The 24,638-nt window shown below is 42.7% G+C and carries 26 protein-coding genes and 2 other annotated features; of the genes, 3 read left to right on the forward strand and 23 right to left on the reverse strand.

Annotated features, from left to right (window positions below):
• Nucleotides 1-13: 13 nt before the first annotated feature.
• Together NST39_RS13140 and NST39_RS13145 are read left to right on the forward strand one after the other, a co-directional pair.
• Nucleotides 14-1,156 carry an IscS subfamily cysteine desulfurase gene (locus NST39_RS13140; protein WP_445662385.1) on the forward strand — a complete coding sequence of 381 codons (1,143 nt, stop codon included), beginning with the start codon at nucleotides 14-16 and terminating at the stop codon, nucleotides 1,154-1,156.
• 3 nt (nucleotides 1,157-1,159) lie between these two features.
• Nucleotides 1,160-1,702 carry a transcription repressor NadR gene (locus tag NST39_RS13145; protein WP_050943655.1) on the forward strand — a complete coding sequence of 181 codons (543 nt, stop codon included), beginning with the start codon at nucleotides 1,160-1,162 and terminating at the stop codon, nucleotides 1,700-1,702.
• A 24-nt stretch (nucleotides 1,703-1,726) separates the two neighbouring features.
• On the opposite strand, the gene pheA is transcribed toward NST39_RS13145, so the two are convergent.
• The 20 genes from pheA to NST39_RS13245 all read right to left on the reverse strand — a co-directional run bounded on the left by pheA (nucleotide 1,727) and on the right by NST39_RS13245 (nucleotide 19,988).
• The gene (pheA, locus tag NST39_RS13150) at nucleotides 1,727-2,605 is read right to left on the reverse strand and encodes a prephenate dehydratase (RefSeq protein ID WP_034661622.1); all 879 of its coding nucleotides are present in this window, start codon (nucleotides 2,603-2,605) and stop codon (nucleotides 1,727-1,729) included.
• Between the two features lie 18 nt (nucleotides 2,606-2,623).
• On the reverse strand, nucleotides 2,624-3,067 hold the full coding sequence (locus NST39_RS13155) for an ACT domain-containing protein (protein WP_003216269.1): 444 nt from the start codon (nucleotides 3,065-3,067) through the stop codon (nucleotides 2,624-2,626).
• Between the two features lie 55 nt (nucleotides 3,068-3,122).
• Nucleotides 3,123-4,409 (reverse strand): GTPase ObgE, encoded by a 1,287-nt coding sequence (obgE, locus tag NST39_RS13160; protein ID WP_012010757.1) that lies wholly within the window; start codon nucleotides 4,407-4,409, stop codon nucleotides 3,123-3,125.
• Nucleotides 4,410-4,439: 30 nt separating this feature from the next.
• Nucleotides 4,440-5,024: a sporulation initiation phosphotransferase B gene (locus tag NST39_RS13165; protein ID WP_012010758.1), complete on the reverse strand. Its 585-nt coding sequence runs from the start codon at nucleotides 5,022-5,024 to the stop codon at nucleotides 4,440-4,442.
• A gap of 254 nt (nucleotides 5,025-5,278) precedes the next feature.
• On the reverse strand, nucleotides 5,279-5,563 hold the full coding sequence (gene rpmA / locus NST39_RS13170) for a 50S ribosomal protein L27 (RefSeq protein ID WP_003216586.1): 285 nt from the start codon (nucleotides 5,561-5,563) through the stop codon (nucleotides 5,279-5,281).
• Nucleotides 5,564-5,575: 12 nt separating this feature from the next.
• On the reverse strand, nucleotides 5,576-5,914 hold the full coding sequence (locus NST39_RS13175) for a ribosomal-processing cysteine protease Prp (protein ID WP_044140003.1): 339 nt from the start codon (nucleotides 5,912-5,914) through the stop codon (nucleotides 5,576-5,578).
• Nucleotides 5,915-5,928: 14 nt separating this feature from the next.
• Complete coding sequence (rplU, locus tag NST39_RS13180) at nucleotides 5,929-6,237, reverse strand: 50S ribosomal protein L21 (RefSeq protein ID WP_003216781.1); 309 nt, start codon at nucleotides 6,235-6,237, stop codon at nucleotides 5,929-5,931.
• 12 nt (nucleotides 6,238-6,249) lie between these two features.
• Nucleotides 6,250-6,322 (reverse strand) — a sequence feature (ribosomal protein L21 leader region).
• A gap of 66 nt (nucleotides 6,323-6,388) precedes the next feature.
• Nucleotides 6,389-7,258: a M50 family metallopeptidase gene (locus tag NST39_RS13185; protein WP_044140001.1), complete on the reverse strand. Its 870-nt coding sequence runs from the start codon at nucleotides 7,256-7,258 to the stop codon at nucleotides 6,389-6,391.
• Nucleotides 7,251-8,042, reverse strand: coding sequence for a M23 family metallopeptidase (locus NST39_RS13190; RefSeq protein ID WP_113767499.1), 792 nt, complete (start codon nucleotides 8,040-8,042; stop codon nucleotides 7,251-7,253). Before NST39_RS13190 ends, NST39_RS13185 begins: the two co-directional genes overlap by 8 nt.
• 312 nt (nucleotides 8,043-8,354) lie before the next feature.
• Nucleotides 8,355-9,158 (reverse strand): septum site-determining protein MinD, encoded by an 804-nt coding sequence (gene minD, locus NST39_RS13195; RefSeq protein WP_003216504.1) that lies wholly within the window; start codon nucleotides 9,156-9,158, stop codon nucleotides 8,355-8,357.
• 2 nt (nucleotides 9,159-9,160) lie between these two features.
• Nucleotides 9,161-9,844 carry a septum site-determining protein MinC gene (gene minC, locus NST39_RS13200; protein ID WP_034661644.1) on the reverse strand — a complete coding sequence of 228 codons (684 nt, stop codon included), beginning with the start codon at nucleotides 9,842-9,844 and terminating at the stop codon, nucleotides 9,161-9,163.
• Between the two features lie 54 nt (nucleotides 9,845-9,898).
• Nucleotides 9,899-10,417 carry a rod shape-determining protein MreD gene (gene mreD / locus NST39_RS13205; protein ID WP_217012257.1) on the reverse strand — a complete coding sequence of 173 codons (519 nt, stop codon included), beginning with the start codon at nucleotides 10,415-10,417 and terminating at the stop codon, nucleotides 9,899-9,901.
• A complete protein-coding gene (gene mreC, locus NST39_RS13210; protein ID WP_003216396.1) occupies nucleotides 10,414-11,313 on the reverse strand; it encodes a rod shape-determining protein MreC in 900 nt (299 codons plus the stop codon). Before mreC ends, mreD begins: the two co-directional genes overlap by 4 nt.
• A 27-nt stretch (nucleotides 11,314-11,340) precedes the next feature.
• The gene (locus tag NST39_RS13215) at nucleotides 11,341-12,360 is read right to left on the reverse strand and encodes a rod shape-determining protein (RefSeq protein ID WP_003216532.1); all 1,020 of its coding nucleotides are present in this window, start codon (nucleotides 12,358-12,360) and stop codon (nucleotides 11,341-11,343) included.
• Between the two features lie 90 nt (nucleotides 12,361-12,450).
• Nucleotides 12,451-13,125 carry a RadC family protein gene (gene radC, locus NST39_RS13220; protein ID WP_044139998.1) on the reverse strand — a complete coding sequence of 225 codons (675 nt, stop codon included), beginning with the start codon at nucleotides 13,123-13,125 and terminating at the stop codon, nucleotides 12,451-12,453.
• A 48-nt stretch (nucleotides 13,126-13,173) separates the two neighbouring features.
• Nucleotides 13,174-13,743 carry a Maf family protein gene (locus NST39_RS13225; protein ID WP_065098531.1) on the reverse strand — a complete coding sequence of 190 codons (570 nt, stop codon included), beginning with the start codon at nucleotides 13,741-13,743 and terminating at the stop codon, nucleotides 13,174-13,176.
• Between the two features lie 177 nt (nucleotides 13,744-13,920).
• Complete coding sequence (locus tag NST39_RS13230; protein ID WP_341028754.1) at nucleotides 13,921-14,940, reverse strand: SPOR domain-containing protein; 1,020 nt, start codon at nucleotides 14,938-14,940, stop codon at nucleotides 13,921-13,923.
• 168 nt (nucleotides 14,941-15,108) lie between these two features.
• Nucleotides 15,109-15,828: a prepilin peptidase gene (locus NST39_RS13235; protein ID WP_341028757.1), complete on the reverse strand. Its 720-nt coding sequence runs from the start codon at nucleotides 15,826-15,828 to the stop codon at nucleotides 15,109-15,111.
• A gap of 147 nt (nucleotides 15,829-15,975) precedes the next feature.
• A complete protein-coding gene (locus tag NST39_RS13240) occupies nucleotides 15,976-17,280 on the reverse strand; it encodes a bifunctional folylpolyglutamate synthase/dihydrofolate synthase (RefSeq protein WP_341028759.1) in 1,305 nt (434 codons plus the stop codon).
• Between the two features lie 65 nt (nucleotides 17,281-17,345).
• A complete protein-coding gene (locus tag NST39_RS13245) occupies nucleotides 17,346-19,988 on the reverse strand; it encodes a valine--tRNA ligase (RefSeq protein WP_341028762.1) in 2,643 nt (880 codons plus the stop codon).
• 59 nt (nucleotides 19,989-20,047) lie between these two features.
• Nucleotides 20,048-20,277, reverse strand: a binding site (T-box leader).
• 168 nt (nucleotides 20,278-20,445) lie between these two features.
• Between NST39_RS13245 and NST39_RS13250 the strand changes: the two genes are divergently transcribed.
• On the forward strand, nucleotides 20,446-20,634 hold the full coding sequence (locus NST39_RS13250; protein ID WP_003216497.1) for a hypothetical protein: 189 nt from the start codon (nucleotides 20,446-20,448) through the stop codon (nucleotides 20,632-20,634).
• A 46-nt stretch (nucleotides 20,635-20,680) separates the two neighbouring features.
• On the opposite strand, the gene ysxE is transcribed toward NST39_RS13250, so the two are convergent.
• The 3 genes from ysxE to hemL form a co-directional block, all read right to left on the reverse strand.
• A complete protein-coding gene (ysxE, locus tag NST39_RS13255) occupies nucleotides 20,681-21,712 on the reverse strand; it encodes a spore coat protein YsxE (RefSeq protein ID WP_341028764.1) in 1,032 nt (343 codons plus the stop codon).
• A gap of 37 nt (nucleotides 21,713-21,749) precedes the next feature.
• Nucleotides 21,750-23,015, reverse strand: a complete 1,266-nt coding sequence (locus NST39_RS13260; protein WP_113767504.1) for a LysM peptidoglycan-binding domain-containing protein — start codon at nucleotides 23,013-23,015, stop codon at nucleotides 21,750-21,752.
• A 317-nt stretch (nucleotides 23,016-23,332) separates the two neighbouring features.
• Nucleotides 23,333-24,625, reverse strand: a complete 1,293-nt coding sequence (gene hemL, locus NST39_RS13265) for a glutamate-1-semialdehyde 2,1-aminomutase (RefSeq protein WP_044139991.1) — start codon at nucleotides 24,623-24,625, stop codon at nucleotides 23,333-23,335.
• Between the last annotated feature and the right edge of the window lie 13 nt (nucleotides 24,626-24,638).

Below are 24,638 nucleotides of genomic sequence, written 5' to 3' on the forward strand. Positions count from 1 at the left end.
GGAGATGGATGGATTGGTTTATTTAGATTACGCAGCTTCTACACCTGTTTCGGAGGAGGCACTGCATGTATTTCAGCAGCTAAGTAAAGATTGCTACGGGAATGCAAGTAGTCTACATGATGCAGGTGGAAGAGCAAATGACATACTGACTTACAGCAGACAATCAATCGCTGCCATTCTTGAGGGCGAACCAGAGGACATCTACTTTACAAGCGGTGGAACGGAATCCAATCTTCTTGCGATTCAATCGATGGCAAATGGTCTGCCAGCAGACAGGCAGCATGTCATCACAACTTCTGTAGAGCATCCTTCTGTTCATCATGCGGTTAAGAGCTTAGAGCGTCTTGGCGCGAAGGTTACGATCATTGAACCGAATCAAGATGGGATCATCACTCAGGACATTCTCAAAGATGCATTATTGCCTGAAACAGGATTAGTATCTATCCAGCATGCTAATTCAGAAACAGGGATTATCCAGCCGCTCGCTGAATTAGCACCCATTTTAAAAGAAAGGCACATTCTTTTTCATACAGATGCCGTGCAAACATTCGGAAAGGTTCGTGTGTCCATCAAGGAGCTTGGGGTTGATGCTGTATCCATATCGAGCCATAAAGTGTATGCACCTAAGGGCGCTGGTGCTGTCTATATGGGTGCTCATGTTCCTTGGAAGCCACTATATTCAGGTGCAGTTCAGGAAAATGGCTTCCGCCCTGGAACAGTGAACGTTCCATGCATCGGTGCTTTTGCTGCTGCGAGCGAACAATTGATACTTAAGCTAGATGAGCAAAAGCGGCAAAATGAGCAGCTTCGTGATTATTTTCATCAGCAGCTGAAAATGAGACAGCTTCCTGTTCGTACACTTCAGAACAATGGCAATCGCCCTATGTTGCCTCATATTATTGGTTGTTTTTTTGAAGGGTTTGAAGGACAATATGTAATGTTAGCATGTAACCGGCATGGGATTTGTATATCGACTGGAAGCGCATGTGCTTCTGGTTATCACCATCCTTCCCCGGCTGTGAAGGCATTGCACGTATCAGATCGTGATGCTCTTCAATTCATTCGACTATCATTTGGATCGAAGTCGTCAAAAGAGGACATCGATCAGCTTTTGCATACATTTGAACAATTGCAAAAGGAGAAGAAAGGGGCATAAGACGTGGAGCAAGAGAGGAAACTCATTGGCGAAGAGAGAAGAAACGCCATTTTAGAGTGGTTGAAAGAAACAGATACACCGCTCACCGGAAGCTTTTTGGCTAAAAAGGCGGCTGTCTCTCGACAAGTCATTGTACAAGATATCTCACTATTGAAAGCAAAAAACGAACCCATTATTGCCACAAGTCAAGGCTATGTGTATATGGCATCTCAGCATGCGCCAGAAAGAGAAATTGAACAAATCATCGCCTGCAAGCATGATCCTGTTCGTACAGAAGAGGAACTGACCTTAATTGTAGACTTTGGTGTGACGGTAAAAGATGTGATTATAGAGCACCCTGTTTACGGTGAACTAACGGCCTCTATTCGCGTCAGCACCCGCAAGCAAGTAGCTGATTTCGTTCATCACATTTCTAACACGGGCGCCTCCTACTTGTCAGAACTAACAGACGGCGTGCATTTACATACACTCACTTCTTACAGTCAAAAGCAGCTTGACCAAGCCATCCAAGCGCTCGATGATGCTGGCTTTTTAATTAAAGACTAAAAAAATAGTGTCCCTTATAGGACACTATTTTTCATTCGTTAGTTCATATGTTTGGTAGCTGCCGAGCAATTTGACTTCACAGCCAATCGCTTCTAATTCCTGAATCGCACCAGGGACAAGGACATCATCCATTTCTTTTTCTATATCTATAATAAATAAATAGTGTCCAAGACCAGTTTTTGTTGGACGAGATTCAATTTTTGACAAGTTGAGATTTCGCCAAGAAAAGGCAGATAACACGCGGTGCAATGCACCTGATTGGTCATCCTTTGGCAGACTGACGACAATGGTCGTTTTTGGCTTCGATGAGAACCCTGCATTCATTGGGAACGATGCTTTAGGATCTTTATGTAAAATAACAAAGCGTGTATGATTGTGCGGATAATCATGAATGTCTTTTTTTGCAATCGTTAAACCATACGTTTGTGCGGCAATTTCATTCGCAATGGCCCCAGCAGCCTCATCCGGATGCTCACTGATATATTTCGCTGCATAACCTGTTGATTCAACTGGACGATGCGGAATATCTGGGTACTGCTTTTTCAGAAATTGATGACACTGGGCAATCGCATGCGGATGTGATTGGATCACATCTAATGTCTCCCAGCTTTCCGCTCTTGATGGGTGGACAAGCAAATGCTGCCGAATTGGTGCTGTCATTTCACCAACAATGGACAGCGCTTCTTCATGAATTAAATAATCAATCGTTAAGTTCACAGATCCTTCGAGTGCATTTTCAAGTGGAACGACCGCCAAATCGACTTCGCCTTTTGACACAGCATCCATACATTGCGGAATCGTTGCATAGGCACGCTGCACTGCATCTGCTGGAAAGCAAGAGCATACGGCCAAATGAGTAAATGTTGCCTCTGGTCCAAAATAACCTACAGTTAATTGCTTCATCTGCTATGATCTCTCCTTTTACGCCCCAGAACCTAGAATTTCAACTTTTTCGACAAATTCAAGTTTTCTTAATTGATTCATGACTGTATTGATATCATCTGCCATACCAGCCGTGCTAATGGATAGGGTGACATTTGCTCTTCCTTGCAGCGGAATCGTTTGGTGAATGGATAACACATTACAGCCAGAGTCAGCCACAATTTGAAGCAGTCTTGACAGAGCCCCAGACCGATCCTCAAGGTGGAAAAACAATGTGATGATCTGCTCTTTCACCATCGTATAAAATGGAAAAACAGCATCTCTGTATTTATAAAAAGCACTGCGACTTAAATCCGCTTGTTGAACAGCATCAGCAACTGAATCCGCTTTTTTGCGATCGAGAAGCTTTTTAACTTCAAGCGTTTTTCGCATCGCATCTGGAAGGACATCCTCTCTTACTAAATAGAACGTTTCTTCTTTCACCTGTTTTCTCCCCTTTTAAAAACGGGAGAGCCCATGGACTGGACCCTCCTTTTGATCAATCAATAAATTCAAATTCAAATTCAAGCAGACGAATGATGTCGCCGTCTTGTGCACCACGCTCACGTAAGGCATCATCGACGCCCATTCCGCGCAGTTGTCTAGAGAATCGTTTCACGGACTCATCTCTTGAGAAATCTGTCATCTTAAACAGTCGCTCAAGTGCTTTACCCGTTATGACAAATGTACCATCAGGATCTCTTGTGATCTCAAATGGTGCATCTCCCTCATCAAACCTGTACATCACGCGGTTATCAGACAGTTCCTCTTCATTATAAAGCGGGAATTCCGGTGTTGTTTCAAGCTGATTGGCGATTTCAAATAAAAGCTCACGAAGCCCTTCTCTTGTGATCGCACTAATTGGAAACACTTTATAGTCATCCGTTAATTTTTCTTTAAATGCCGCTAGATTGTCAGCTGCATCTGGCATGTCCATTTTGTTCGCTACAATGATTTGTGGACGCTCAGTCAATCTCATATTGTATTGCTCAAGCTCTTCATTAATCGTCACATAATCTTCGTACGGGTCACGTCCTTCAAGTGCTGACATATCAATCACATGGACAATGACACGTGTCCGCTCAATGTGGCGTAAAAATTGATGACCTAAGCCAACGCCTTCGTGCGCGCCTTCGATCAGTCCTGGCAGATCCGCCATGACGAAGCTTCGGTTATCATCTGTTTCGACAACTCCTAGGTTCGGCACAAGCGTAGTGAAATGATAATCCGCAATTTTCGGTTTCGCAGAAGAGACAATTGAAAGCAGCGTTGACTTCCCGACACTTGGGAAACCAACAAGCCCAACATCTGCAAGTACTTTTAATTCTAAGATGACGTCACGCTCTTTACCTGGCTCGCCATTTTCAGAAAGCTGTGGCGCAGGGTTTGCCGGTGTTGCAAAACGTGAATTTCCTCGTCCGCCTCGTCCGCCTTTTGCAATGACTGCCCGCTGTCCATGCTCTGTTAAGTCTGCGAGTACTTGTTCCGTCTCTGCATCCGTCACAACTGTACCGGGCGGAACTTTGACAATCATTTCTTCCGCATTTCGACCATGCTGGTTTTTACTCATTCCGTGCTCGCCGCGATCCGCCTTAAAATGGCGTTTGTAACGAAAGTCCATCAATGTTCTAAGTCCCTCGTCTACTTCAAATACAACATCTGCACCATTTCCACCATCGCCGCCAGCCGGTCCACCTTTTGGCACATATTTTTCACGACGAAACGCCACCATACCGTTTCCGCCGTCACCGCCTTTAACATACACTTTAACCTGATCTACAAACATAACTTCCTCCGTTTCTCTGCATCACATATCTCATTCTTGCCTCAAACAAAGCTCGATCATGGACTCATGACTTGTCACATGAAATTGAACTACACTCATACATGGATAGTTTGCGTCATGAAACGCATTTAACGCATCCAAACTTGTTAATTTTCCTTTGAAATCAAAATATAAGACCACATCATTCTCTTCATGATCTGTTTGGAACGTGACCGTTAAATGATTTTCAGTTTTTTGGCAAACTGATTGATCGAATATCGAAAACAACTCCTGTGATACCGTTAGCAGCTGCGATTCATATGCTGATAAGTCTCGGGTTTCACCAAGCACTTCGTATTCTAAGGTGATAAAATGCGACTCCCAATTAAATGTTAGAAAGTAATAGGCCAATTGGGGAATTTTTAAATTTGAGAGTTTGGATTCATGCTGTGCTTCAATGACCATTTCTTCTATAATTTCAAACACACGGTCATATTTTTCTAATGTCAAGTTGCCCTTGATCAGCTGCAATTTATTCATCCAGTCATGTCTTGAACGACTGAGCAGATAGATCAATTCATTTGTTAATGCAACGTGAGTTAATTTTTCGTTTTGTTTACTTGATATCTCTTCCATTATCGCACTCCCAATCGTTTGGTCTCTCTTTTAGGAGTCTTATCATCACTATGTCTCCCTGAATTATAACAGAGAAGACAGCATAGAAAAACACTAGTTATGTGAGGAAAGGTTGTTTTTTCTGATCTATAGGAGAAAATGAGGCAAAGTCAGCAAACGTTCTTTGATATTGATGGAGTGCATCTCTTTTTCATCTTCGATACTACTTGTAAAAAGTGAAAAAAACTCCAGTCAATGACCGGAGTTTTTAGCAATTATTGTGCCGCAGGATATACGCTCACTTTTTTACGGTCACGACCGAAACGTTCGAATTTAACTGTTCCGTCGATTTTAGCGAAAAGAGTGTCGTCGCCTCCGCGTCCAACGTTTTCACCTGGATAGATTTTCGTTCCACGTTGACGATAAAGGATAGAACCACCAGTTACGAATTGACCATCAGCACGTTTAGCGCCTAAACGTTTAGACTCAGAGTCACGTCCGTTCTTTGTAGAACCTACCCCTTTTTTAGATGCGAAAAATTGAAGATCTAATCTAAGCATGAAGTTCACCTCCTATTTTTTTGTAGATATTCTCACATAATCGTGATAATCTCGTTCGATTGTTTCTAAGGAAACGACCATGCCTTCTAAAAGCAGCTGGGCTTTTTCAAAGGATACTGGATCTGTATCAGCTGGCAATTCAAAAGAGAAATAGCCGCCTTCCTCGCCAATATCGAGCAGAGGGTCCAATCCTGCCAGTGCAATAATTGAATTGACTGAGCCGAAAACAACAGCAGATACTCCTGCACAAACGAGATCCTGACCTTTTTCAGCAAACTCGGCATGTCCAGTCATCTGAAAAGACGTAATGCTTTCATCTGCTGCCGACCGAGTAATGGTTGCTTTGATCATATCACTCACACGCCTTAAGCGTTGATTTTTTCGATAACAACTTTAGTGTAAGGTTGACGATGACCTTGTTTCTTGTGGTTGTTTTTCTTCGGTTTGTACTTGAACACAGTAATTTTCTTACCGCGACCTTGTTTTTCAACTTTAGCCGTTACTGTTGCTCCAGCAACTGAAGGGTTACCCACTTTGACAGTGTCTCCGCCGACAAACAATACGTTTTCAAAAGTTACTGTTTCACCTGCTTCAGCAGCTAGTTTTTCAACATAAACAGTTTGACCTTCTTCAACTTTTACTTGTTTACCACCAGTTTCGATAATTGCGTACATCTCTGCACCTCCTAATAAACTCAGACTCGCCGAATACAGGGGGCCTTAGGCTCTTTACACCTGCTTCGCGCGGTTGTAGCACGGGTGCTACATATCCATAACATTAAAAAATATATCAAATTAGACGCAGAATGTCAACGTATTTTCATCACTAGTACGGCAAAAGAAGCTCTTCCATTGAGGAGGTGGTTCTTCGATCTGAAAAATACGCATGAAGCAGTTCATTTTCGTCAAGCTGGCTCATTTTCACTCCATCTCTTTCAATAATAATCGGATGCTTACAGCCTCTTTGGAATCGCGCCATTACTTCATATACTTTTTCCTCAGCGCTCGCTCTCAGCGGAATCAGCTTTTCTACCTTTTGCTCTTTTTTACCGTAATAGCGTTCTAGTAAAAAACGAACCCTGACATAATGCCGCTGCCGGTGCTCCATCACGAGTGAATAGGCTAAAAAAGTGAGCAGCACCCAGCCGTTAAATTGAAGCGGCGCAAACAAAAGTAATCCACCTGTCAATAGAATGAAAAAGACAAGGGAGCCTTTTATGGCAAGGGCATGTGCACGTTGGAACGGGTAATATGCTGATAAGAGCAAAAAGAATAATTTTCCGCCATCTAGCGGCCAAATCGGCAAAAGATTCACAAGGAAAATCGCCATATTATAAAAAGTGAACATTGTAAAAATGTCGTGTGAAATAAAAGAAGCTTCCATGAAAAACCATGCCATAAGCTGGAGCGGTACATGCTGGAGCGGCCCGCATAAAATGACCGCCAGCTCTTCCTTTAGCGGGCGGTTCCCATGCTCTTCTACTTCTACCGCTCCGCCAAACGGGAGTAGAAAAATCCGCCGAATGCGCCAATGATAATAGCAAGCAGCCGCTGCATGTCCAAGCTCATGGACAAAGACGATAATGAGCAGACAAAGCAGCGGCTTGATTTGACCAGAGAGAATCGCAAACGCCATTACAATCCACAGCAGCGGATGAATGTGAATTTTCGTCAGCATGATCAGCCATCTATTCAAAGGTCATCACCTGAATAGGATCGATAAACTGTTCATTTTGCTTAATGGCAAAGTAATATGTGCCCTTTCCTTGATCATCAAGTGAGATCTGGCCAATTTTCTCACCCTTATCGACAAAATCGTATAAGGCCACATTGGCTTTCTTTAATTGACCGTACCAGCTATAGCTGTTATCCGCATGCTGCACGACCACTGTCAGCCCTGTGTCACTTTTCTTTTTCACTTCTACTACATAGCCTTCCTTCATACTGTCAATCGCTTCAGCCGATGTTTCGACTTTGACACCTGCTCCATTTTGCGTAAAGGATTCCTGCACTTTTCCAGAAGCAGGTACGGCCAGTTCTTGGTTCGCTTGTACATCTTTTTGGTCTTCCTTTTTGTCTGTTAAAAAGGCAAGGGGGTTTCCAACTGTTTTCTCAAACCAGCGATTGGCAGCAGCAAATTGAAAATCTTGCTCAAAGGTCTGCGTAATGATCGGCTTCAGCTGCTGAAACGGCCCTGCCTGACCTTTAAATGAAATGGCTGCAATCAAGACAAGGGATGCAGATAATAAACACTTCAGCACAAAGGCATTGGGGTTAAATAGCGGATGCTGATATTTCTTCGGCTGATGAGACGACGATTCAAAGGAAGACGACCCTGAATGCTTTTCTTCCTCTGTCAGCATGACCCATGGAGGGATATCTTCTTTTTTCTTAAAAGTCGTCTTCTTAGATGGAGCAGCTGACTGCTTCGTTTTGCGGCGCTGCGCGATTTTCTTTCGGTACTCGTCCACTCTTTTCATGAGATCACCCTTTACATACAAACAGTTTGTACATTTTATGTGGCGACCTCATCTGATATGCAACAAAAAGACCGATTCTGATCGAATCGGTCTTAGATTGTTGACAAAGGGCTAAAATGATGTTTATTTTAGCCCTTTGTCTTCTTTTCAGCGTGATAGAAAACCTTTGAAGTCTAGGAAGGGCGAGCACTGGCGCAGAGCGAATTGAACATTCGTGAGCACCAGCGCGCAGACCTGACAACGAATGCGAGGGTTTGTCTACACGCTGAAACCGATTCTGATCGAATCGGTCTCATCTTACCTGAATGCTTATTAAGCTCTTACACCAAAAAATGCTTTCAGCTTAGCAAACATTCCTTTGTTTTCATCTTCAAATGATTGAAGTGGAACAGATTCGCCTAGTACGCGGCGGGCGATATTACGATATGCAATCGAGACTTTATTTTTAGCATCCATGACAATCGGTTCACCATTGTTTGAAGCCTTAATCACGTCGTCATCATCAGCGACAATGCCAAGAAGATCAATCGATAAGTGATGGACAACTTCATCCACATCCATTGAATCGCCACTTTTCGCCATGTGTGTACGAATACGGTTGACTATCAAACGAGGTGGTTCGATATCTTCTTGTTCTAACAAGCCGATGATACGGTCGGCATCTCTCACAGCTGAGATCTCAGGCGTCGTCACGACAATTGCCTTATCTGCACCAGATACAGCATTTTTAAAGCCTTGCTCAATTCCAGCAGGGCAATCAATGACGACATAATCAAAGTCTTGTTTCAATGATTGAATTAATTCTTTGATCTGCTCTGGTTCTACAGCCGTTTTATCGCTTGTTTGAGCAGCGGGTAAAAGATACAAAAGATCCTCGAAACGCTTATCTTTTACAAGCGCTTGGTGAATTTTACATCTTCCTTCTACTACGTCGACTAGATCATAAATAATGCGGTTCTCAAGCCCCATCACGACATCTAAATTCCGAAGGCCAATATCGGTATCAACTAGACACACCTTTTTCCCTTGAATTGCTAGTGCTGTGCCTAAGTTTGCAGATGTTGTTGTTTTGCCAACGCCGCCTTTTCCTGAGGTAATCACAATAGCCTCGCCCAATTTCACATTCCTCCCTCAAGCCTTGTCAGATTAGGTCTTATATGAGCCAATTGCTGCAGGCGTTCAATGATCATGTTGCCATCTATATCTAAATAAGCACATTCCATTTCATTTCCATCTTCTTTTTGATCTGGTGCACGGTTAAACACTTGTGCGATGCGAAGCTGTGTTGGAATCATACGAGATGCCGCAATGACAGCTTGTTTATTCCCATTACATCCAGCATGTGCCACGCCTTTTAAAGCGCCGAGCACAAAAATATTCCCCCCTGCACGAATCGTTCCGCCAGGATTGACATCTCCTATTAATAAGAGATCTCCTTCAACATACAGTACCTGTCCAGAGCGCACAATTTTGGCTACAGAGGTAATTTCGGCCTCTGCTTTTAATCGTCTCGCCTCTTCAGTTGACATGACGTCACTTTCAATAGAGTGAATGACGAGATGTTCATTTTCAGAGACTGCTTCAGTCAAACGCATTTCCTGATCCTCTGTTAAATACCGAAAACCAAGCTTAATATGCACATTAACCTTATGACCTTCCCTTCCATCTGTATATTGCTCAAGTAAAAGAACCTCTCGCAAGCCAGAAAGAAGGTCATCAAACGAACAGTCATCATTTAACTGTAATGTTAATCCGTTTTTTGTACCTTTTATCGTCACATATTGCTGTTTTTGAGTTTTCAAGATGCTCACCTCAACAACATACTCATTTCGCCGTATTTGGACAAACTCCTGCTTTTATTCGTCGATCAGTCCTTGTTTCATATTGATGAAAAAGAGCCTAAGCGGCACAACAAGTATGAGAGACGCAGCAGTATTTAAAAGAATCGTTGGAATAAAGCGTTCGATGACATACGTATTAAACGGCATAATACCTGGTTGAATTGTCGCTTGAACGCCGTATACATAAAACTCCATCACGGAAACAGCAATAATCGACAGAAAGACGACCACTAACATATTCGTTTGCAAAACTTTAAAGGCTTTCGCTAGCAAATAGCAGAGCGCTCCAAAGCCAAACATATGAACACCAAGTATGCCTGTATACGAAATATCATATAAAAGTCCAAAGATAAAACCGAAAATCACACCATATTTTTGATTCACAAAAGCCGTCATAAATACAAGTGCGAGTAAGATGAAATGAGGAGCTAAAATTTGATTGTCTGTAACAAATGGGAGCTTCACTAGATCGACAAAAATACTGTCAAATACGAAGATAAACAACATGACGAAAGCAAGAAGGACACGTCTCACGAGCCTTCCTCCTTCGTCAATTCAGATGCATCTGCCGTACTTGAGCTGCGGTTCACCACAATCACGCGGTCTAAATTGTTGAGTTCAGCCGCTGGTTCTACATAAATGATTTTTGTCAGGCCGTAATGATCTGGCTCGATTTCACTCACCTTACCAATCGTCAAGCCTTGAGGGAATACGCCCCCTGCTCCAGATGTTTCAACAAGATCTCCTTTTTTGACATCTCCATCTGCATCAGATTTCAGAATATTCATTGTCAGCATTTTTTTCTTACTGTCGTAGCCGTTAATAATTCCGTTGAGTTCTTCTTTGCCCTTTTTCGCAAAAATTTTCGTTGAAATTCTATTATTTTGGTCAGTAGAGCTTAGCAACCTTACAGTCGAAGTAAAATTGTTGAGCTTATCACTTTCAATTTTCCCAATTAACGCACCACTCTCATTTGTGACCGCCATATCTTTGTCAACGCCTTGTTTTTTCCCTTTATCAATCATGACAAAGCTATCCCAAAGGGACGGGTTTCTAGCGATAACCGTTGATAGAATTGGCGTATAATCACGAATAGAGTTCACATAACCGAGCTGCTTGCGAAGCTTTTTGTTCTCATCTTCTAGTTCTTGAAGCTTCGCCTCATATTGGGTTTGTCCATCAAGTTTTTTTCGAAGACGTTCGTTTTCATCGTATGTGTTCTTTAAATCTTGTACGTTCCCATAAATACCGGCGATAAATTGTGATGGTTTATGAAAGACACCTTGAAAAAAGCCTGTCGTATCCCCCACTAATTTTTCCGGCCATGAAGCACCTCTGCCGCTTTTCACTGAAAAACCAATCATGGCCACCAGTACGATGACACAGACAAGGAGCAACATTAATCTTTTATTCATAAAAAACTGCGGCATGTCTTACACCTCTTTATTTACGCCCGATTATCGATTATCTTTTGATTTTCCTTTGAACAAATGAATATGCTCTAGTGCTTTTCCTGTTCCGATTGCCACACAGTCAAGCGGGTCTTCAGCAATAATGACTGGCATCTTCGTTTCATCACTAATGACTTTGTCAAGATTACGAAGCAATGCACCGCCGCCAGTTAAGACGATTCCACGGTCCATAATATCTGCTGCCAGCTCAGGCGGAGTTTTTTCAAGTGTCATTTTCACCGCATCAACAATTGTTTCCACTGTATCGCGAAGCGCTTTTGCAATCTCATCTGCTGTAATCGAGATTGTTTTTGGCAGACCAGTTAAAAGGTCACGGCCCCGAATATCCATTTCATCATGTACATCAGGCTGCGCAGAACCGATTTCCATTTTAATAGCTTCTGACGTACGATCACCGATCATCAGGTTATACGTTTTACGGATGTAGCTACTGATCGCATCATCCATTTCATCTCCTGCCACGCGGATTGATTGTGATGTCACAATACCGCCAAGAGAAATAATGGCTACCTCTGTTGTACCGCCGCCAATGTCAACAACCATACTTCCTGTTGGCTCCCATACAGGCAGGTTAGCACCAATCGCCGCAGCAAATGGCTCTTCAATCGGGTATGCGTCACGTGCACCAGCTTGTCTTGTTGCATCAATAACTGCACGCTCTTCTACAGCTGTAATACCAGATGGTACACATACCATCACGTAAGGTTTACGAGCAAAAAGCCCTTTGCCTTTTAATGCTTGATTAATGTAATATTTCATCATTGTTGCTGTCGTCTCGTAATCTGCAATAACTCCGTCTTTCATTGGGCGAAGTGCCACAATATTACCAGGTGTACGGCCAATCATGTTTCTCGCGTCATTTCCAACCGCCACTATAGACTTCGTATCAGTTTCCAAAGCTACGACCGAAGGTTCTCTTACAACAATGCCTTTCCCTTTAATAAAAACAAGCGTATTCGCTGTTCCAAGATCTATTCCAAGGTCTTTTGTACCAATTCCAAACATATGTATGTATCTTCCTTTCTTAAACCAAAATTCCCTTTAGGGAAAAACTCATAAACTCTATTATATCGTAAAACATTGAAAAAAAAAGTGTTACAAATACCCTTTTTCCTTCAAACTCACAAATTTTTGATCACCTATGACCAGATGATCAAGCAGCTGTATTCCAATCAGCTTTCCACATTCAAAAAGTCGTTGTGTAACTTCAATATCTTCCCTGCTGGGCGTCGGATCTCCAGATGGATGGTTGTGCACACATATAAATGAAGCGGCCGAACGTTTAAAGGCCTCTTTGAAAATTTCACGCGGGTGAACGATGGATGAGTTCAGACTTCCAATAAACACAGTATGTTTATGAAGAACTTGATTTTTAGTATTCAGATATAAACAAACAAAATTCTCCTGTTGTAAAAACCTCATATCTTCCATCACAAAATTCGCTCCGTCTTCTGGTGTGCGGATCACATAGCGGTTATCCGTCGTTTGATGGTGTAATCTAGTGCCGAGTTCTAAAGCAGCTAAAAGAGAAATCGCCTTCGCCTTTCCAACTCCTCGAATCTTCGACATTTCTTCAATTGAGGCCTCTTTTACAGAGCGAAGACCGCCAAATGTTTGCAGAAGTCTTGCAGAAATTTGGAGAACTGATTCTTTTTTTGTGCCTGTTCTTAGAAGGATCGCAACAAGTTCATGATTTGACAAACTGCTGGGCCCGTATTTGATAAATCGTTCTCTCGGTTTTTCATCATGAGGGAGATGCTTTAGCAGCATAGGGAAATCGTTCAGGGTGACCACTCCTTTTAGAATTCCTTCCTGTCTTCAAAAAGGGGTGATTCCAAAGGTTTCAAGCACTCTGACTATTTTCGCAATAGGTAGACCGACAACGGAAAAATAATCACCATCTATTTTTTGAACAAACAGTGCGCCTTTCCCTTGAATGCCATAGCTTCCCGCTTTATCAAGGGGTTCACCCGTATCAATATAGCGGTCTATTTCATTTTGAGTCAGCGTCCAAAATGTCACTTCTGTCTGTTCATAAAATGTTTCTTTTCTATTCTCTGACTGAACCGTGACACCCGTCAAGACTTGATGTGTCTTTCCTGATAATAATTGAAGCATAAAAGCCGCTTCTTTCTTATCTTTTGGTTTCCCAAGACATTTGCCGTCAATTGCAACAATTGTATCTGCACCAATGACCACAGCTTTGGGATTTAATCTTTGAATATCATTTGCTTTTTGTTCTGCCAACCATTGGACGTTCTCAGCAGGGGAAAGGTTTCGATTTATTTCTTCTTTTAAATGACTTGCTTGAATGTCATAAGAAAACCCTGCTAGATCAAGCAATTCTTTTCTTCTAGGTGATTGCGATGCGAGAATCAATTGGTTCATGTTTGTTCATCCTTTCAGGGTTTAGCCTAAGAAGTAAGATACCCATTCATCCTAGCAAATGTACATCTTACCGACAATTTACGAAAATTCATTTTTCATGTACCTTCATCATTATGTTGGATGCAAAAGAAAAAAACTAGTCATTTTTTGACTAGTTTCGTTTCTTAAAAAATGATTTTACGTATTTAATTGATCAAGCAATGCCTGCTGAGATTTCCAGCCGTTTTCAGCGGTTGGGTCATTTAATAGCTGCACAGCTTTCAGCAAACTGCTTTTAGCCGGTGCATCCTCTGTTTTGGCACTTTCAAGCTCAGAAATTAGCTGCGTGACTTCCTTTTGATCCACTTCATCACCTGCAATTACTTTGGATGATAATACAGATGCCTTTTCTATTAAACTAGTCAGCTCATCCGGTACTTGAAATGAGAGCTCCTTTCCTCCCCACGCCTCAAAGTGCTGATCAATCAATTTCTTCCCTACAGCGCTTGTCATCCCCTGCTCTGTCGCAAGCCCGGCAATGACATAATATCCATCATCCATGGAAATCTTTTTCCCTGCATACCCTGCATCTTTTAAACTGCCAACTAAGTCATCTGCTCCTTTTTCAGAAGAGAATTTCCCAGCCTGTACAACAAAGGTTGATAAACTGCCAGAGGCACTTTTTTCATCTTTGTTCTCTTTTGATTCATCTGTAGTACCTGCATTCGGTGCATCCCCGCCGGCTTTCATCGATGATTGATTTCCAGAATCAGATGCCGAGACACTGATATCTCCACCTGAAGGATTTGGTGTACCATCTTGGCTTAAACTAAGCGCAAACACCCCAAGGCCTGTCCCAAGAACGACCGCAAACACAATCGTTGTCATCACTCTCTTGAAGGGACCGCGATTTTTACCGAACTTCTGATCAAAGGAGCTTTTTTTCTTTTGATAAGGTGTGACGACTTTTGGATCAGAATGATAAATATGATCAGCAGCATCATCCCACTGGAAATCTTCTTCTTTCGGTTTAGACGAATCTTCCTGAGAAGCCGCTGTCTCCTGTTCCGAATGTCTCTTTTCCTCCCAATTCGAAAACGTCACTTGATCCTCTTGCTGTTTTGGCGGCTGATGATCATCTTCATGTACCATTTCTTCCTTGCCATTAATATTGACCTTTAGACCTTGTTTTTTTGCCTGCCTCTTTTTCACTGTCATTCCCCGCTTTCTGACATGTTTGTAAGAAAGACCTTTCTGTCCAATGAATCAGCGCGAATTTAACCCGTCCTTCTTTCTGTTTCACACTTTACCATAGCAGTAAAAAAAAAGAACAAGACTTTTGTCGGCAGGGCAAAAAAGTGTTCGCCAATTTTTTCACCCCTTCGACTAGCCAAATAAAAACAAGACAGGAGCACCACAGAGATACAGCAAAAAAGAAATAGTGATCGAAGGAACAAAAGGGAATGGCTCGTTTACTCGAAAGGAAAAGACCCTTGCATAAACCATTCCAGCGATACATGAGAGAAAAAGCATGAGAAGGAACGGCTTGAAGCCAAAGCAAAACGCAAGCACACTGAATAGCTTCATATCAGCTCCGCCCATACTATTCGGCTTAAAATAATCTAAACTAGAAAACAAAAGAATGCAAAAAATCAGAGAAGCCGCCCCTTCCCACCAAATAAGAAGCGGTTCCAACGTGCGGTATATGACGAAAAGAGGGAAAAAGAAGAGAAACAGCTCGTTCGGTACCCTCATATAGAGAAGATCACTCACGACAGCAATCACGAATAAACTACAAAGAATCACAAGAAAAAGACCTTCAAACGAAAAACCAGCGATCCTATAAATGAACAAAAAAAGACCGCCTGTCAGCAGCTCAACCATTGGATATAGCTTAGACAGCCGAATGCCGCAATGTTTACAAGACCCCTTCCATACAGCATAAGAAACGAGTGGGATCATCTCATGCAGGGATAGCGGCTGTTTACAGGCTGTGCAGTGAGATCGAGGGAAGAGAATAGATCGCTTCACTGGCAGTCTTTCGCCAACGAGATGAAAGAACGACCCCATCGTGATGCCTGCAAAAAACAGAAAAATCTCAATCATATGTGGTGCTCCTTCCGGTAATAAGATAGACTGGATTTTACCATGATCCTACCCACTAAAGCATCTAGTGAAAATTTGATTTTCCCCCTCTTCTACATATAAAAAGAAAAAGACGCAGGAGGCATCAAAGCCATTTGCGTCTTTTCGTTACCCGATCATACGATTTCGTATATCTGAAATAAAATAAAGAGAGCCTGTCACAAGGATCACCGCTGAAGGATCATCACTCTTTTTCTGAATCCATTCAATCACTGCACGAGGGTCATCATCATACGATTTTGCCTCTAACTGACTGCACGCATAAAGCTTTTCCGCTGATTCAGCTCTTGAAAAATCAAATGAAACAAAATGGATAGAGGAACTAACTGTTTCAAGCTTTTGAATCATTTGCTTGTACGGCTTATCTTTTAAAGCACTAAAACAGACATGTACTTGTTTACTAGAAAAATGGGCTTGCACGGTTTCAATTAAACGGTCGATTCCTTCTTCATTATGAGCGCCGTCTATATACACTGGTGGATGATCTTTGACTTTTTCAAATCGCCCAGCCCAAACAGCATGCCGAATACCTTCATATACCTGCTCTTCTGTCACGCTAATATAGCCTTCTTGCTCCAGCCATTCAATGAGTAGAACAGCAAGGGAAGCATTTTGCTGTTGATGCGTTCCGATTAACCCTGTTTCAAGCTCCGGATACTGCCTTTTTGATGTGCTTAACGTAAATTGTTCTCCTGTTTCTGTTGGCTGCTGATGACTGAAGGTACAAGTATCCTGTAATGAAATGCATTCCGTCTTCGTTTCTTTTGCGATGTTTTGAATGACCGCAAGTGCTTCCGGTTGATGAACTGCGGTGATGATCGGAATACCCTCTTTGATAATGCCCGCTTTTTCAGATGCAATTTGTTCAAGTGTGTCACCTAGAATCGCCATATGATCATGACCAATCGACGTAATCGCTGTTAAGATAGGTACGGCAACATTTGTTGAATCAAGTCTTCCACCAAGTCCTGTCTCTAATAGGACAAAGTCTACTTGCTGCACATCGGCAAAATAAGCAAATGCACATGCGGTAATGATTTCAAACTCTGTTGCTGCGCCAAGCTCTGTTTGATCTAACTCATCAACAAAAGGCTTGATTTTATTCACCAAACTCAGCCATTCTTCATCCTGTATAGGTGCTCCGTTCACGCTGATTCGTTCATTGAACGTTAAAATAAACGGGGAGGTGAAGGTGCCGACTGAATAGCCTGCTGCCTGTAAAACGGAACGAGTAAACGCAATCGTTGAACCTTTTCCATTTGTACCTGCAACATGTACCGCTTTTATGCGTTGTTCCGGATGGCTTAGTTTGTTCATCAGCCACTTCATTCTTTCAAGACCCGGTTTTACACCAAAGGCCAGTCTACTGTGAATCCACTCAATGGCTTCATGATAGGTTGTAAACAATGTCATCTCTCATTTCATCCGAAATTTTCAAAAAAGACGACTCCATTTTGTTAGGAGCCGTCTTTTCAACCTTATGCTTTCAGCTCTTCAATACGCTTTTGAACAGCTTCGCGTTTTGCGACATAGTCACGTTCTTTCGCACGCTCTTCTTCTACGACACTTTCAGGCGCTTTTTTCATAAAGCCTTCGTTGCCAAGCTTTTTCTGGACGCGCTCTACTTCTTTTGTCAGCTTATCAAGTTCTTTTTGCAGACGAGCGATTTCCTCATCTAAGTTGATTAAGCCTTCAAGCGGCAGAATGAGCTCTGCTCCAGAAATAACAGCCGTCATCGCTTTATCACTAGCTGGAACATCTGTACCAATTTCAAGTACACTTGGGTTCGTAAAGCGTTCAATATATGAACGGTTTTTCTCTAAGCGTTCCTGCACATCAGATGTAGAAGCTTTAATGTAAAGCTCCACCTGTTTGCTCATTGGCGTATTCACTTCACTGCGGATGTTACGAACAGAGCGGATGAGTTCCACAAGCAGTTTCATATCAGCAGACGCTTGTTCGTTTGAAAGCTCCGGTTTCACCTTAGGCCAAGACGCTACAGTAATCGATTCACCTTCGTGCGGAAGATGCTGCCAGATTTCTTCTGTTAAGAATGGCATGAACGGATGAAGAAGTCTCATCGTCTGATCTAATACGTACGCAAGGATCGAACGAGTCGTTTTCTTCGCTGCTTCATCTTCTCCATAAAGCGGAAGCTTCGCCATCTCAATGTACCAATCACAGAAATCATCCCAAATGAAGTTGTATAAATGTCTGCCCACTTCACCAAATTCATACTTGTCAGCTAGCTGTGTGACACTTTCAATCGTTTCATTTAAGCGAGTTAAAATCCATTGGTCAGCAACTGATTTTTCTCCAGTTAAATCAAGCTCATCATACGTTAAGCCATCCATGTTCATTAAAGCAAAACGTGATGCGTTCCAAATTTTGTTCGCAAAGTTCCAAGTGGATTCAACCTTTTCAAAGCTAAAGCGAAGATCCTGACCTGGTGAGCTTCCAGTTGCTAAGAAATATCTTAATGAATCTGCACCGTACTTGTCGATGACCTCCATTGGATCAATTCCGTTACCTAGCGACTTACTCATTTTCCGTCCTTGCTCGTCACGGATCAGCCCATGAATCAGAACGTCTTTAAACGGTTTTTCTCCTGTGAATTCAAGACCTTGGAAGATCATGCGAGAGACCCAGAAGAAAATGATGTCATAGCCTGTAACAAGCAGGTTTGTTGGATAGTAGCGCTTGAAGTCTTCACTATCTGCATCCGGCCAGCCCATTGTAGAGAAAGGCCAAAGCGCTGAACTAAACCATGTATCAAGCACATCGTTATCCTGTTCCCAGTTCTCTAAATCTTCTGGTGCTTCCAGTCCAACATATACTTCTTTCGTTTCTTTATGATACCAAGCTGGTATGCGGTGTCCCCACCATAGCTGACGAGAAATACACCAGTCACGGATATTTTCCATCCAGTGTAAATACGTCTTTTCAAAGCGGTCTGGAACAAATTGAACTTGGTCGTCCCCATTTTGAAGGTTGATGGCTTCGTCTGCCAGCGGCTGCATTTTTACAAACCATTGAGTAGATAAATAAGGTTCAACGACAGCTCCGCTTCGCTCACTATGACCAACTGAATGCATATGGTCCTCAATTTTGAACAAAATACCCTCTTCTTGCAAATCTTTAACAAGCTGTTTACGGCATTCAAAGCGGTCCATTCCTTTGTATTGCAGTGCATTTGCATTCATTGTGCCATCTTCATTCATGACAAGAATACGCTCTAGATCATGGCGATTTCCAAGCTCAAAGTCATTCGGGTCATGAGCAGGTGTAATTTTCACAGCTCCTGAGCCAAATTCCATATCGACATAGTCATCAGCAACGATTGGAATCTCGCGTCCTGTAATTGGCAAGACCACCGTTTTTCCAATCAAATGCTGATAACGTTCGTCATCAGGGTGCACGGCAACGGCTGTATCTCCGAGCATTGTTTCAGGTCTTGTCGTCGCAATTTCAATTGAACCCGCGCCATCTGAAAGTGGGTATCTTAAGTGATAAAACGCGCCTTGAACATCTTTATAAATGACTTCAATATCAGAAAGTGCCGTTTTCGTCGCTGGATCCCAGTTAATGATGTACTCTCCACGATAGATAAGCCCTTTTTCATACAATTGAACAAACACTTGGCGTACCGCTTTATTCAGACCTTCATCTAATGTAAAACGTTCACGTGAGTAATCAAGACCAAGTCCCATTTTCGCCCACTGACTGCGAATAAAGTCCGCATATTCTTCTTTCCATTTCCACGTTTCTTCCACAAATTTCTCCCGGCCAAGGTCATAACGGCTTACGCCTTCTTCGCGAAGCTTTGCCTCAACCTTTGCTTGGGTCGCAATACCGGCATGATCCATTCCTGGAAGCCATAGAACGTCATAGCCCTGCATCCGCTTCATACGTGTCACGATGTCTTGAAGTGTAGAATCCCACGCATGCCCAAGGTGCAGTTTTCCTGTCACGTTTGGTGGAGGAATGACGACTGTATATGGATCTTTCGTTTTGTCATTTTGTGCTTCAAAGAATTTTCCTTCAAGCCAGTACGTATAGCGGTCTTTTTCAATCGCATTTGGGTCGTACTTTGTTGGCATTTCTTGATTATTTGTTTCCATTTATGTAACCTCCACATTTTTTCGGCTGATGAAACATAAAAAAAGCCTTTTCATCCTTATAAAAGGACGAAAAAGCTTTTTCGCGGTACCACCTTTTTTCATGGAACACATAGACGTGTCCCATACACTCTAAAGGATAACGGGGTTCTCCCGAATTTCTCTACTTGTTCATTCAAGAAATTAAGCTCACAGGCGACCTTCCAAACAAGTACATCCTAGGAAACCTTTCAGCTCATGGTCTCCCTCTCTTTAGGGTCTTGCTTGTACTCTTCCTGATCCACGCTTACGATATATCACGTTCATCAGCACATACTCATCTTTTATTTATATTACTAAATGCCTTTTGTTTTCGTCAATCATCTTTTCCGCTTTTCTTCTTCTTTATACAAATTGGGCAAGCACCCTTTGCCTTTTTGCCCATATGATAATAACAAAATAAAGAAGGAGGGCGTTTGCTTTGAAAAAGATCAATCCTTACACACTTCCCCCCTGGCTGAGACAAATTCGGGCAGTGGCCTCCCAAGTCGTTCTCCCGATTGCGATATTTCAAGGGTTTCGTACGATCATTTTCCCCACAACATTTGACGTCCTCATCCTAGGTATTCTCATTTTTCTCGCCTGCGCCTTTCACCTTGATTGGTTTTAAAGACTCGCGCTTATGTACCGGCCAATATGAACACAAAATAACCTCGTCATTCCGCTGATGACGAGGCACTTTGTTCTTCTTCAAGCCGTCTAGCCTGCTCAATCTCGTGAATTTTCATGACGGTCGGCTCTGAGTTTTTCATCTGCCAATACGCTCTTAACAGCTGTTGGCAGCTTTCCATCTCATCCTGCCCGCCTGCTTCATAGGTTTTAACTGTATCAAACAGACCTTGCGGATAAGCAAGGTAACTAAGAAACAAATGAAGCTCTTCCTCCCGAAGAGGATTTCCTTTTTGGTACGTATAAAACAAGGAAGTGCATTCAGGACAAGACGTGGGATAGGTTTTGAATGTCCGAAAGTAAAAGGTCAGAAGGTCATAAATGGGGGCGGCTTTTTTAGACCGCTCAAAATTGGTGAAATGTCCTGTACCCACATCATTATACAAAAAGTGATGAATCGACAGCTGCCCATGATTTAACACAACACGAGTTGTTTCTTTATCTTTCATTTCTTCATGCCAATCTTCTAGTCGTTCAAGGGCAAATTCGCTGGCAGACATCGCCTCTGAAAAATACATCGCAGCAGCCAGTTCAAATGGCGACATATACCAAGTCTGCTCTGCCCGCTCTATGAATCGTTCATACATGTCTTTCTCTGTTTCCCATTTGGTCTTGATTTGTGTGTAGTGCGCTTCGATCTCTTGCTCTGATATATCCATCATCACTTCAGTCCGCTTATGAAGTCTTGCAATCTCTTGAAATAAATATTCATGTTTATCGTCCTGCTCTTCTCTCTTTTCATTCGTCAGCCAAGGCATGAGATAGTATGCGTACTGGCTTTCACGATGACTTGAGAAAAAAGAACCGCTCTTCGTCCGATAAATCGGCACAAAAGAGCGATAGCCCTTTGATTCTAGTTCAAGCATTTGCTCTGTAAACTGCATATGTCGACTGGCTTTTACTCGCTTTAAGGCAAATACGCCCTGCTTTGTATACACTTTGACGACAGCAGGACTGACGGGTTCAATGTATTCCGCCTCAAGCCCGTATTCATATAGGACAGATTGGATCTCATCCACGTTCACTCACCACATTTTCTTGATCGGTTATCTCTTGTTAGGCATTGCTTTTTTGATATTCAGGAATATAAAGAATCTGCCCTTCTTCAAGCTCCGCATCCATCGATAATGAGTTTGTGCGAAGGAGCTGCTGCACATTCAACTGATATCTCTCACAAATACGATCGACCGTATCTTCTTGCTGAACTATACATATTTTCATGCGAGAAAAATCTTCCTCCTCCTGCTTAGCAAACAGCTTTGTTAAATAAAGAGAGTTTTCACTGCCAGACGTTTCTCTCACGTCTTCTTCAAACTCCTCTTCTTCTTGAGCTGACTCATATACTTTTGGTGCTTCTCGTTCATATAACCGTCCGAGCTGGTACGTATCATCCTGCGCCTCTTCCTCTTCCACGTGATAAGCGGGTGATTCAAATACTGGATACGGCTGAACCGTTTCTTCCAGCTCTTCAGCTGCTTCGGGATCTTTTCTCACTTCCACCTCAAAGAATGTATCCTCCCGTTTCTCTTCTTCTAAGAGCTTAGGCGGTTCAAAAAATGGTGGTTCTTGCACCTGAGCTTCAGGTAAGGAGCGATAACCAAGCGCCACTTCTTCTTGGCTCTCCGTTTCCTCCCGTTCTTCCGATTCTTCCAGTTCTTCGGTTTCTTCTTCCCTACTCACCAGCTCTATCTCAATTTCTTCTTCCTGCTTTTCTTCTTCGGTGCGCGTGTCATGCTGTAATACAGCCTGATCCTCATCAATCTCACGTTCATAGTTTTGTAGCTCTTCTTGCTCTTCATCTTCTGGCTGCAGCTGATAATCGTAGGTCACGTCGCCATATTCTTCTTCAGAACGATGAACAAATTCATACGGCTCCTCTACAGGCGCTTGAGGCGTTTCCTCGTCTAAAAGACCCTCAATCGCTAGATCAGCTTGAATGGTCAGCAAACGATTTTCTGTCAGCTGGTAATCAAACGCATCAATAAACACAAACACATCATTTAAATGACTGATTTTGTTTTTAGGAATAGTGATATCGACTGGGAATTGATGCAGAAGCTCCGCCGTCCCGTCTTCTCTGACCTTCACCTCATCAGCTTCTCTGTATGATGCATAGGAACTCAATTCACCCAATAGCTCCTCTTGATTTATGTTGTATTCTCCTGTTAGCTCGAGTGAACCTCTAATCGAAACATAATCATTCACTTCTTGAACGAGAATGTCAGGATCGAGAGAAATAGACAGCAGCTCACTGACTTCCTGTCCGCTTTTGAAATAGATTGATTCTTCTACTGAAAACTGTAATCGATTGTTTTGAGACAAGTCGGTGTCCTCCTTTCATCTAATCCTTCAAAATAAAATTAGATGTCAATACAGATGTATGTGAGAGGCAGTGAAAATATGATTGGTTTTCAGCAACACAAAAAAGCCGATATGTCTCCATATCGGCGCAGCGTGTAGTCAAACCCTCGCATTCGTTGTCAGTCCTGTGCGCAGGTGCTCACGAATATCAATTCGCTCCTGTGCTCGACCTTCCTAGACTTCAAAGGTTTTCAATTCACGCCGAAAAGAAGACACAAGGCTGAAAACAAGCCTTGTGTCATGATCAAAAGCCGATATGTCTCCATATCAGCTTTCGTTTATCGACGTAGTTTTTGAAATACTTTTTCCACTGTCTCAATCGTATATTCGATGTCTTCATCTGTGTGAGCTGTTGACAGGAATAGTCCTTCGAATTGAGAAGGGGGAAGGAAGATGCCGTGGTCGGCCATTTCCTTGTAAAATTCAGCAAATAAAGCGAGATCAGCTGTTTTGGCTTTGTCATAATTGACCACTTCTTCATTTGTAAAGAAGAATCCAATCATCGAACCCGCACGGTTAAACGTTAATGGAATTCCGTGTGTTTTCGCCGCGTTTGAAATGCCTTCTTCCAGCCGGTCTCCTTTTCGTCTAAACTCTTCATAAGACTCAGGTGTCAGCTGTTTTAAGGTTTCTAAGCCTGCTGTCATCGCAAGTGGGTTACCAGATAACGTTCCTGCTTGATAAATTGGACCGCTTGGCGCAATTTGTCTCATAATATCCGCTCTTCCGCCATAAGCGCCAACCGGGAGGCCGCCACCAATCACTTTACCAAGACACGTCAGATCAGGTGTGATGCCAAAATAACCTTGCGCGCAGTGATAGTCCACACGGAAGCCGGTCATGACCTCATCAAAAATGAGTAAAGCTCCGTATTGCTCTGTGATGTCTCTCAGCCCTTGTAAGAAACCGTCTTGCGGAGGGACAACCCCCATATTTCCTGCAACCGGCTCGACAATGACACCTGCAATATCGTCTCCAAACTCCTGAAATGCAACTTGAATGCTTTCTAAATCATTGTAAGGCACTGTGATCGTATTGCTTGCAGTCCCTTCAGGTACACCTGGGCTATCTGGAAGCCCAAGCGTTGCGACGCCTGAACCTGCTTTAATGAGCAAGGAATCGCCGTGGCCATGATAGCAGCCTTCAAATTTCACAATTTTATTTCTGCCTGTAAAGCCACGAGCTAGACGAAGCGCACTCATAGTTGCCTCTGTACCAGAGCTGACCATACGAATGACTTCGATAGAAGGTACCCGCTCTGATACAAGCTTAGCTAATTCATTTTCAACTAATGTGGAAGCACCAAAGCTTGTCCCCTTTTCTGCCACTCGCTGAATGCTTTCAACCACACGGTCATTCGTATGCCCTAAAATAAGTGGTCCCCATGATAAGACATAATCGATGTATTCATTTCCATCAATATCATAGATTTTGGCGCCTTTGCCTCGCTCCATAAAAATCGGGTCTGTGTTCACTGATTTAAATGCACGCACAGGGCTGTTGACACCGCCAGGCATTAAATGCTGCGCTTCTTCAAATGCTTGCTTTGATTTTTCATAGCTACGTCCCATTTCAACGTCCTCC

The sequence above is a fragment of the Bacillus sp. FSL W8-0645 genome (assembly GCF_038007905.1).
GTDB lineage: Bacteria > Bacillota > Bacilli > Bacillales > Bacillaceae > Bacillus > Bacillus pumilus.

Excerpts from the sequence above, each read along its gene's own strand:
- NST39_RS13240 (WP_341028759.1), bottom strand. The coding sequence starts at position 17,280 with ATGACATTGTTTACAACCTATCATGAAGCCATTGAGTGGATTCACAGT.
- hemL (WP_044139991.1), bottom strand. The coding sequence starts at position 24,625 with ATGGGACGTAGCTATGAAAAATCAAAGCAAGCATTTGAAGAAGCGCAG.
- NST39_RS13245 (WP_341028762.1), bottom strand. The coding sequence starts at position 19,988 with ATGGAAACAAATAATCAAGAAATGCCAACAAAGTACGACCCAAATGCG.
- NST39_RS13190 (WP_113767499.1), bottom strand. The coding sequence starts at position 8,042 with ATGAAAAGAGTGGACGAGTACCGAAAGAAAATCGCGCAGCGCCGCAAA.
- mreC (WP_003216396.1), bottom strand. The coding sequence starts at position 11,313 with ATGCCGCAGTTTTTTATGAATAAAAGATTAATGTTGCTCCTTGTCTGT.
- NST39_RS13175 (WP_044140003.1), bottom strand. The coding sequence starts at position 5,914 with ATGATCAAAGCAACCATTACTCGGTCGGCAGCAGATGAAAGCATTACG.
- NST39_RS13165 (WP_012010758.1), bottom strand. The coding sequence starts at position 5,024 with ATGGAAGAGATATCAAGTAAACAAAACGAAAAATTAACTCACGTTGCA.
- NST39_RS13235 (WP_341028757.1), bottom strand. The coding sequence starts at position 15,828 with ATGATTGAGATTTTTCTGTTTTTTGCAGGCATCACGATGGGGTCGTTC.
- rpmA (WP_003216586.1), bottom strand. The coding sequence starts at position 5,563 with ATGCTTAGATTAGATCTTCAATTTTTCGCATCTAAAAAAGGGGTAGGT.
- obgE (WP_012010757.1), bottom strand. The coding sequence starts at position 4,409 with ATGTTTGTAGATCAGGTTAAAGTGTATGTTAAAGGCGGTGACGGCGGA.
- pheA (WP_034661622.1), bottom strand. The coding sequence starts at position 2,605 with ATGAAGCAATTAACTGTAGGTTATTTTGGACCAGAGGCAACATTTACT.
- NST39_RS13230 (WP_341028754.1), bottom strand. The coding sequence starts at position 14,940 with ATGACAGTGAAAAAGAGGCAGGCAAAAAAACAAGGTCTAAAGGTCAAT.
- radC (WP_044139998.1), bottom strand. The coding sequence starts at position 13,125 with ATGCTGCTAAAGCATCTCCCTCATGATGAAAAACCGAGAGAACGATTT.
- rplU (WP_003216781.1), bottom strand. The coding sequence starts at position 6,237 with ATGTACGCAATTATCGAAACTGGTGGTAAACAAGTAAAAGTTGAAGAA.
- NST39_RS13215 (WP_003216532.1), bottom strand. The coding sequence starts at position 12,360 with ATGTTTGGAATTGGTACAAAAGACCTTGGAATAGATCTTGGAACAGCG.
- NST39_RS13225 (WP_065098531.1), bottom strand. The coding sequence starts at position 13,743 with ATGAACCAATTGATTCTCGCATCGCAATCACCTAGAAGAAAAGAATTG.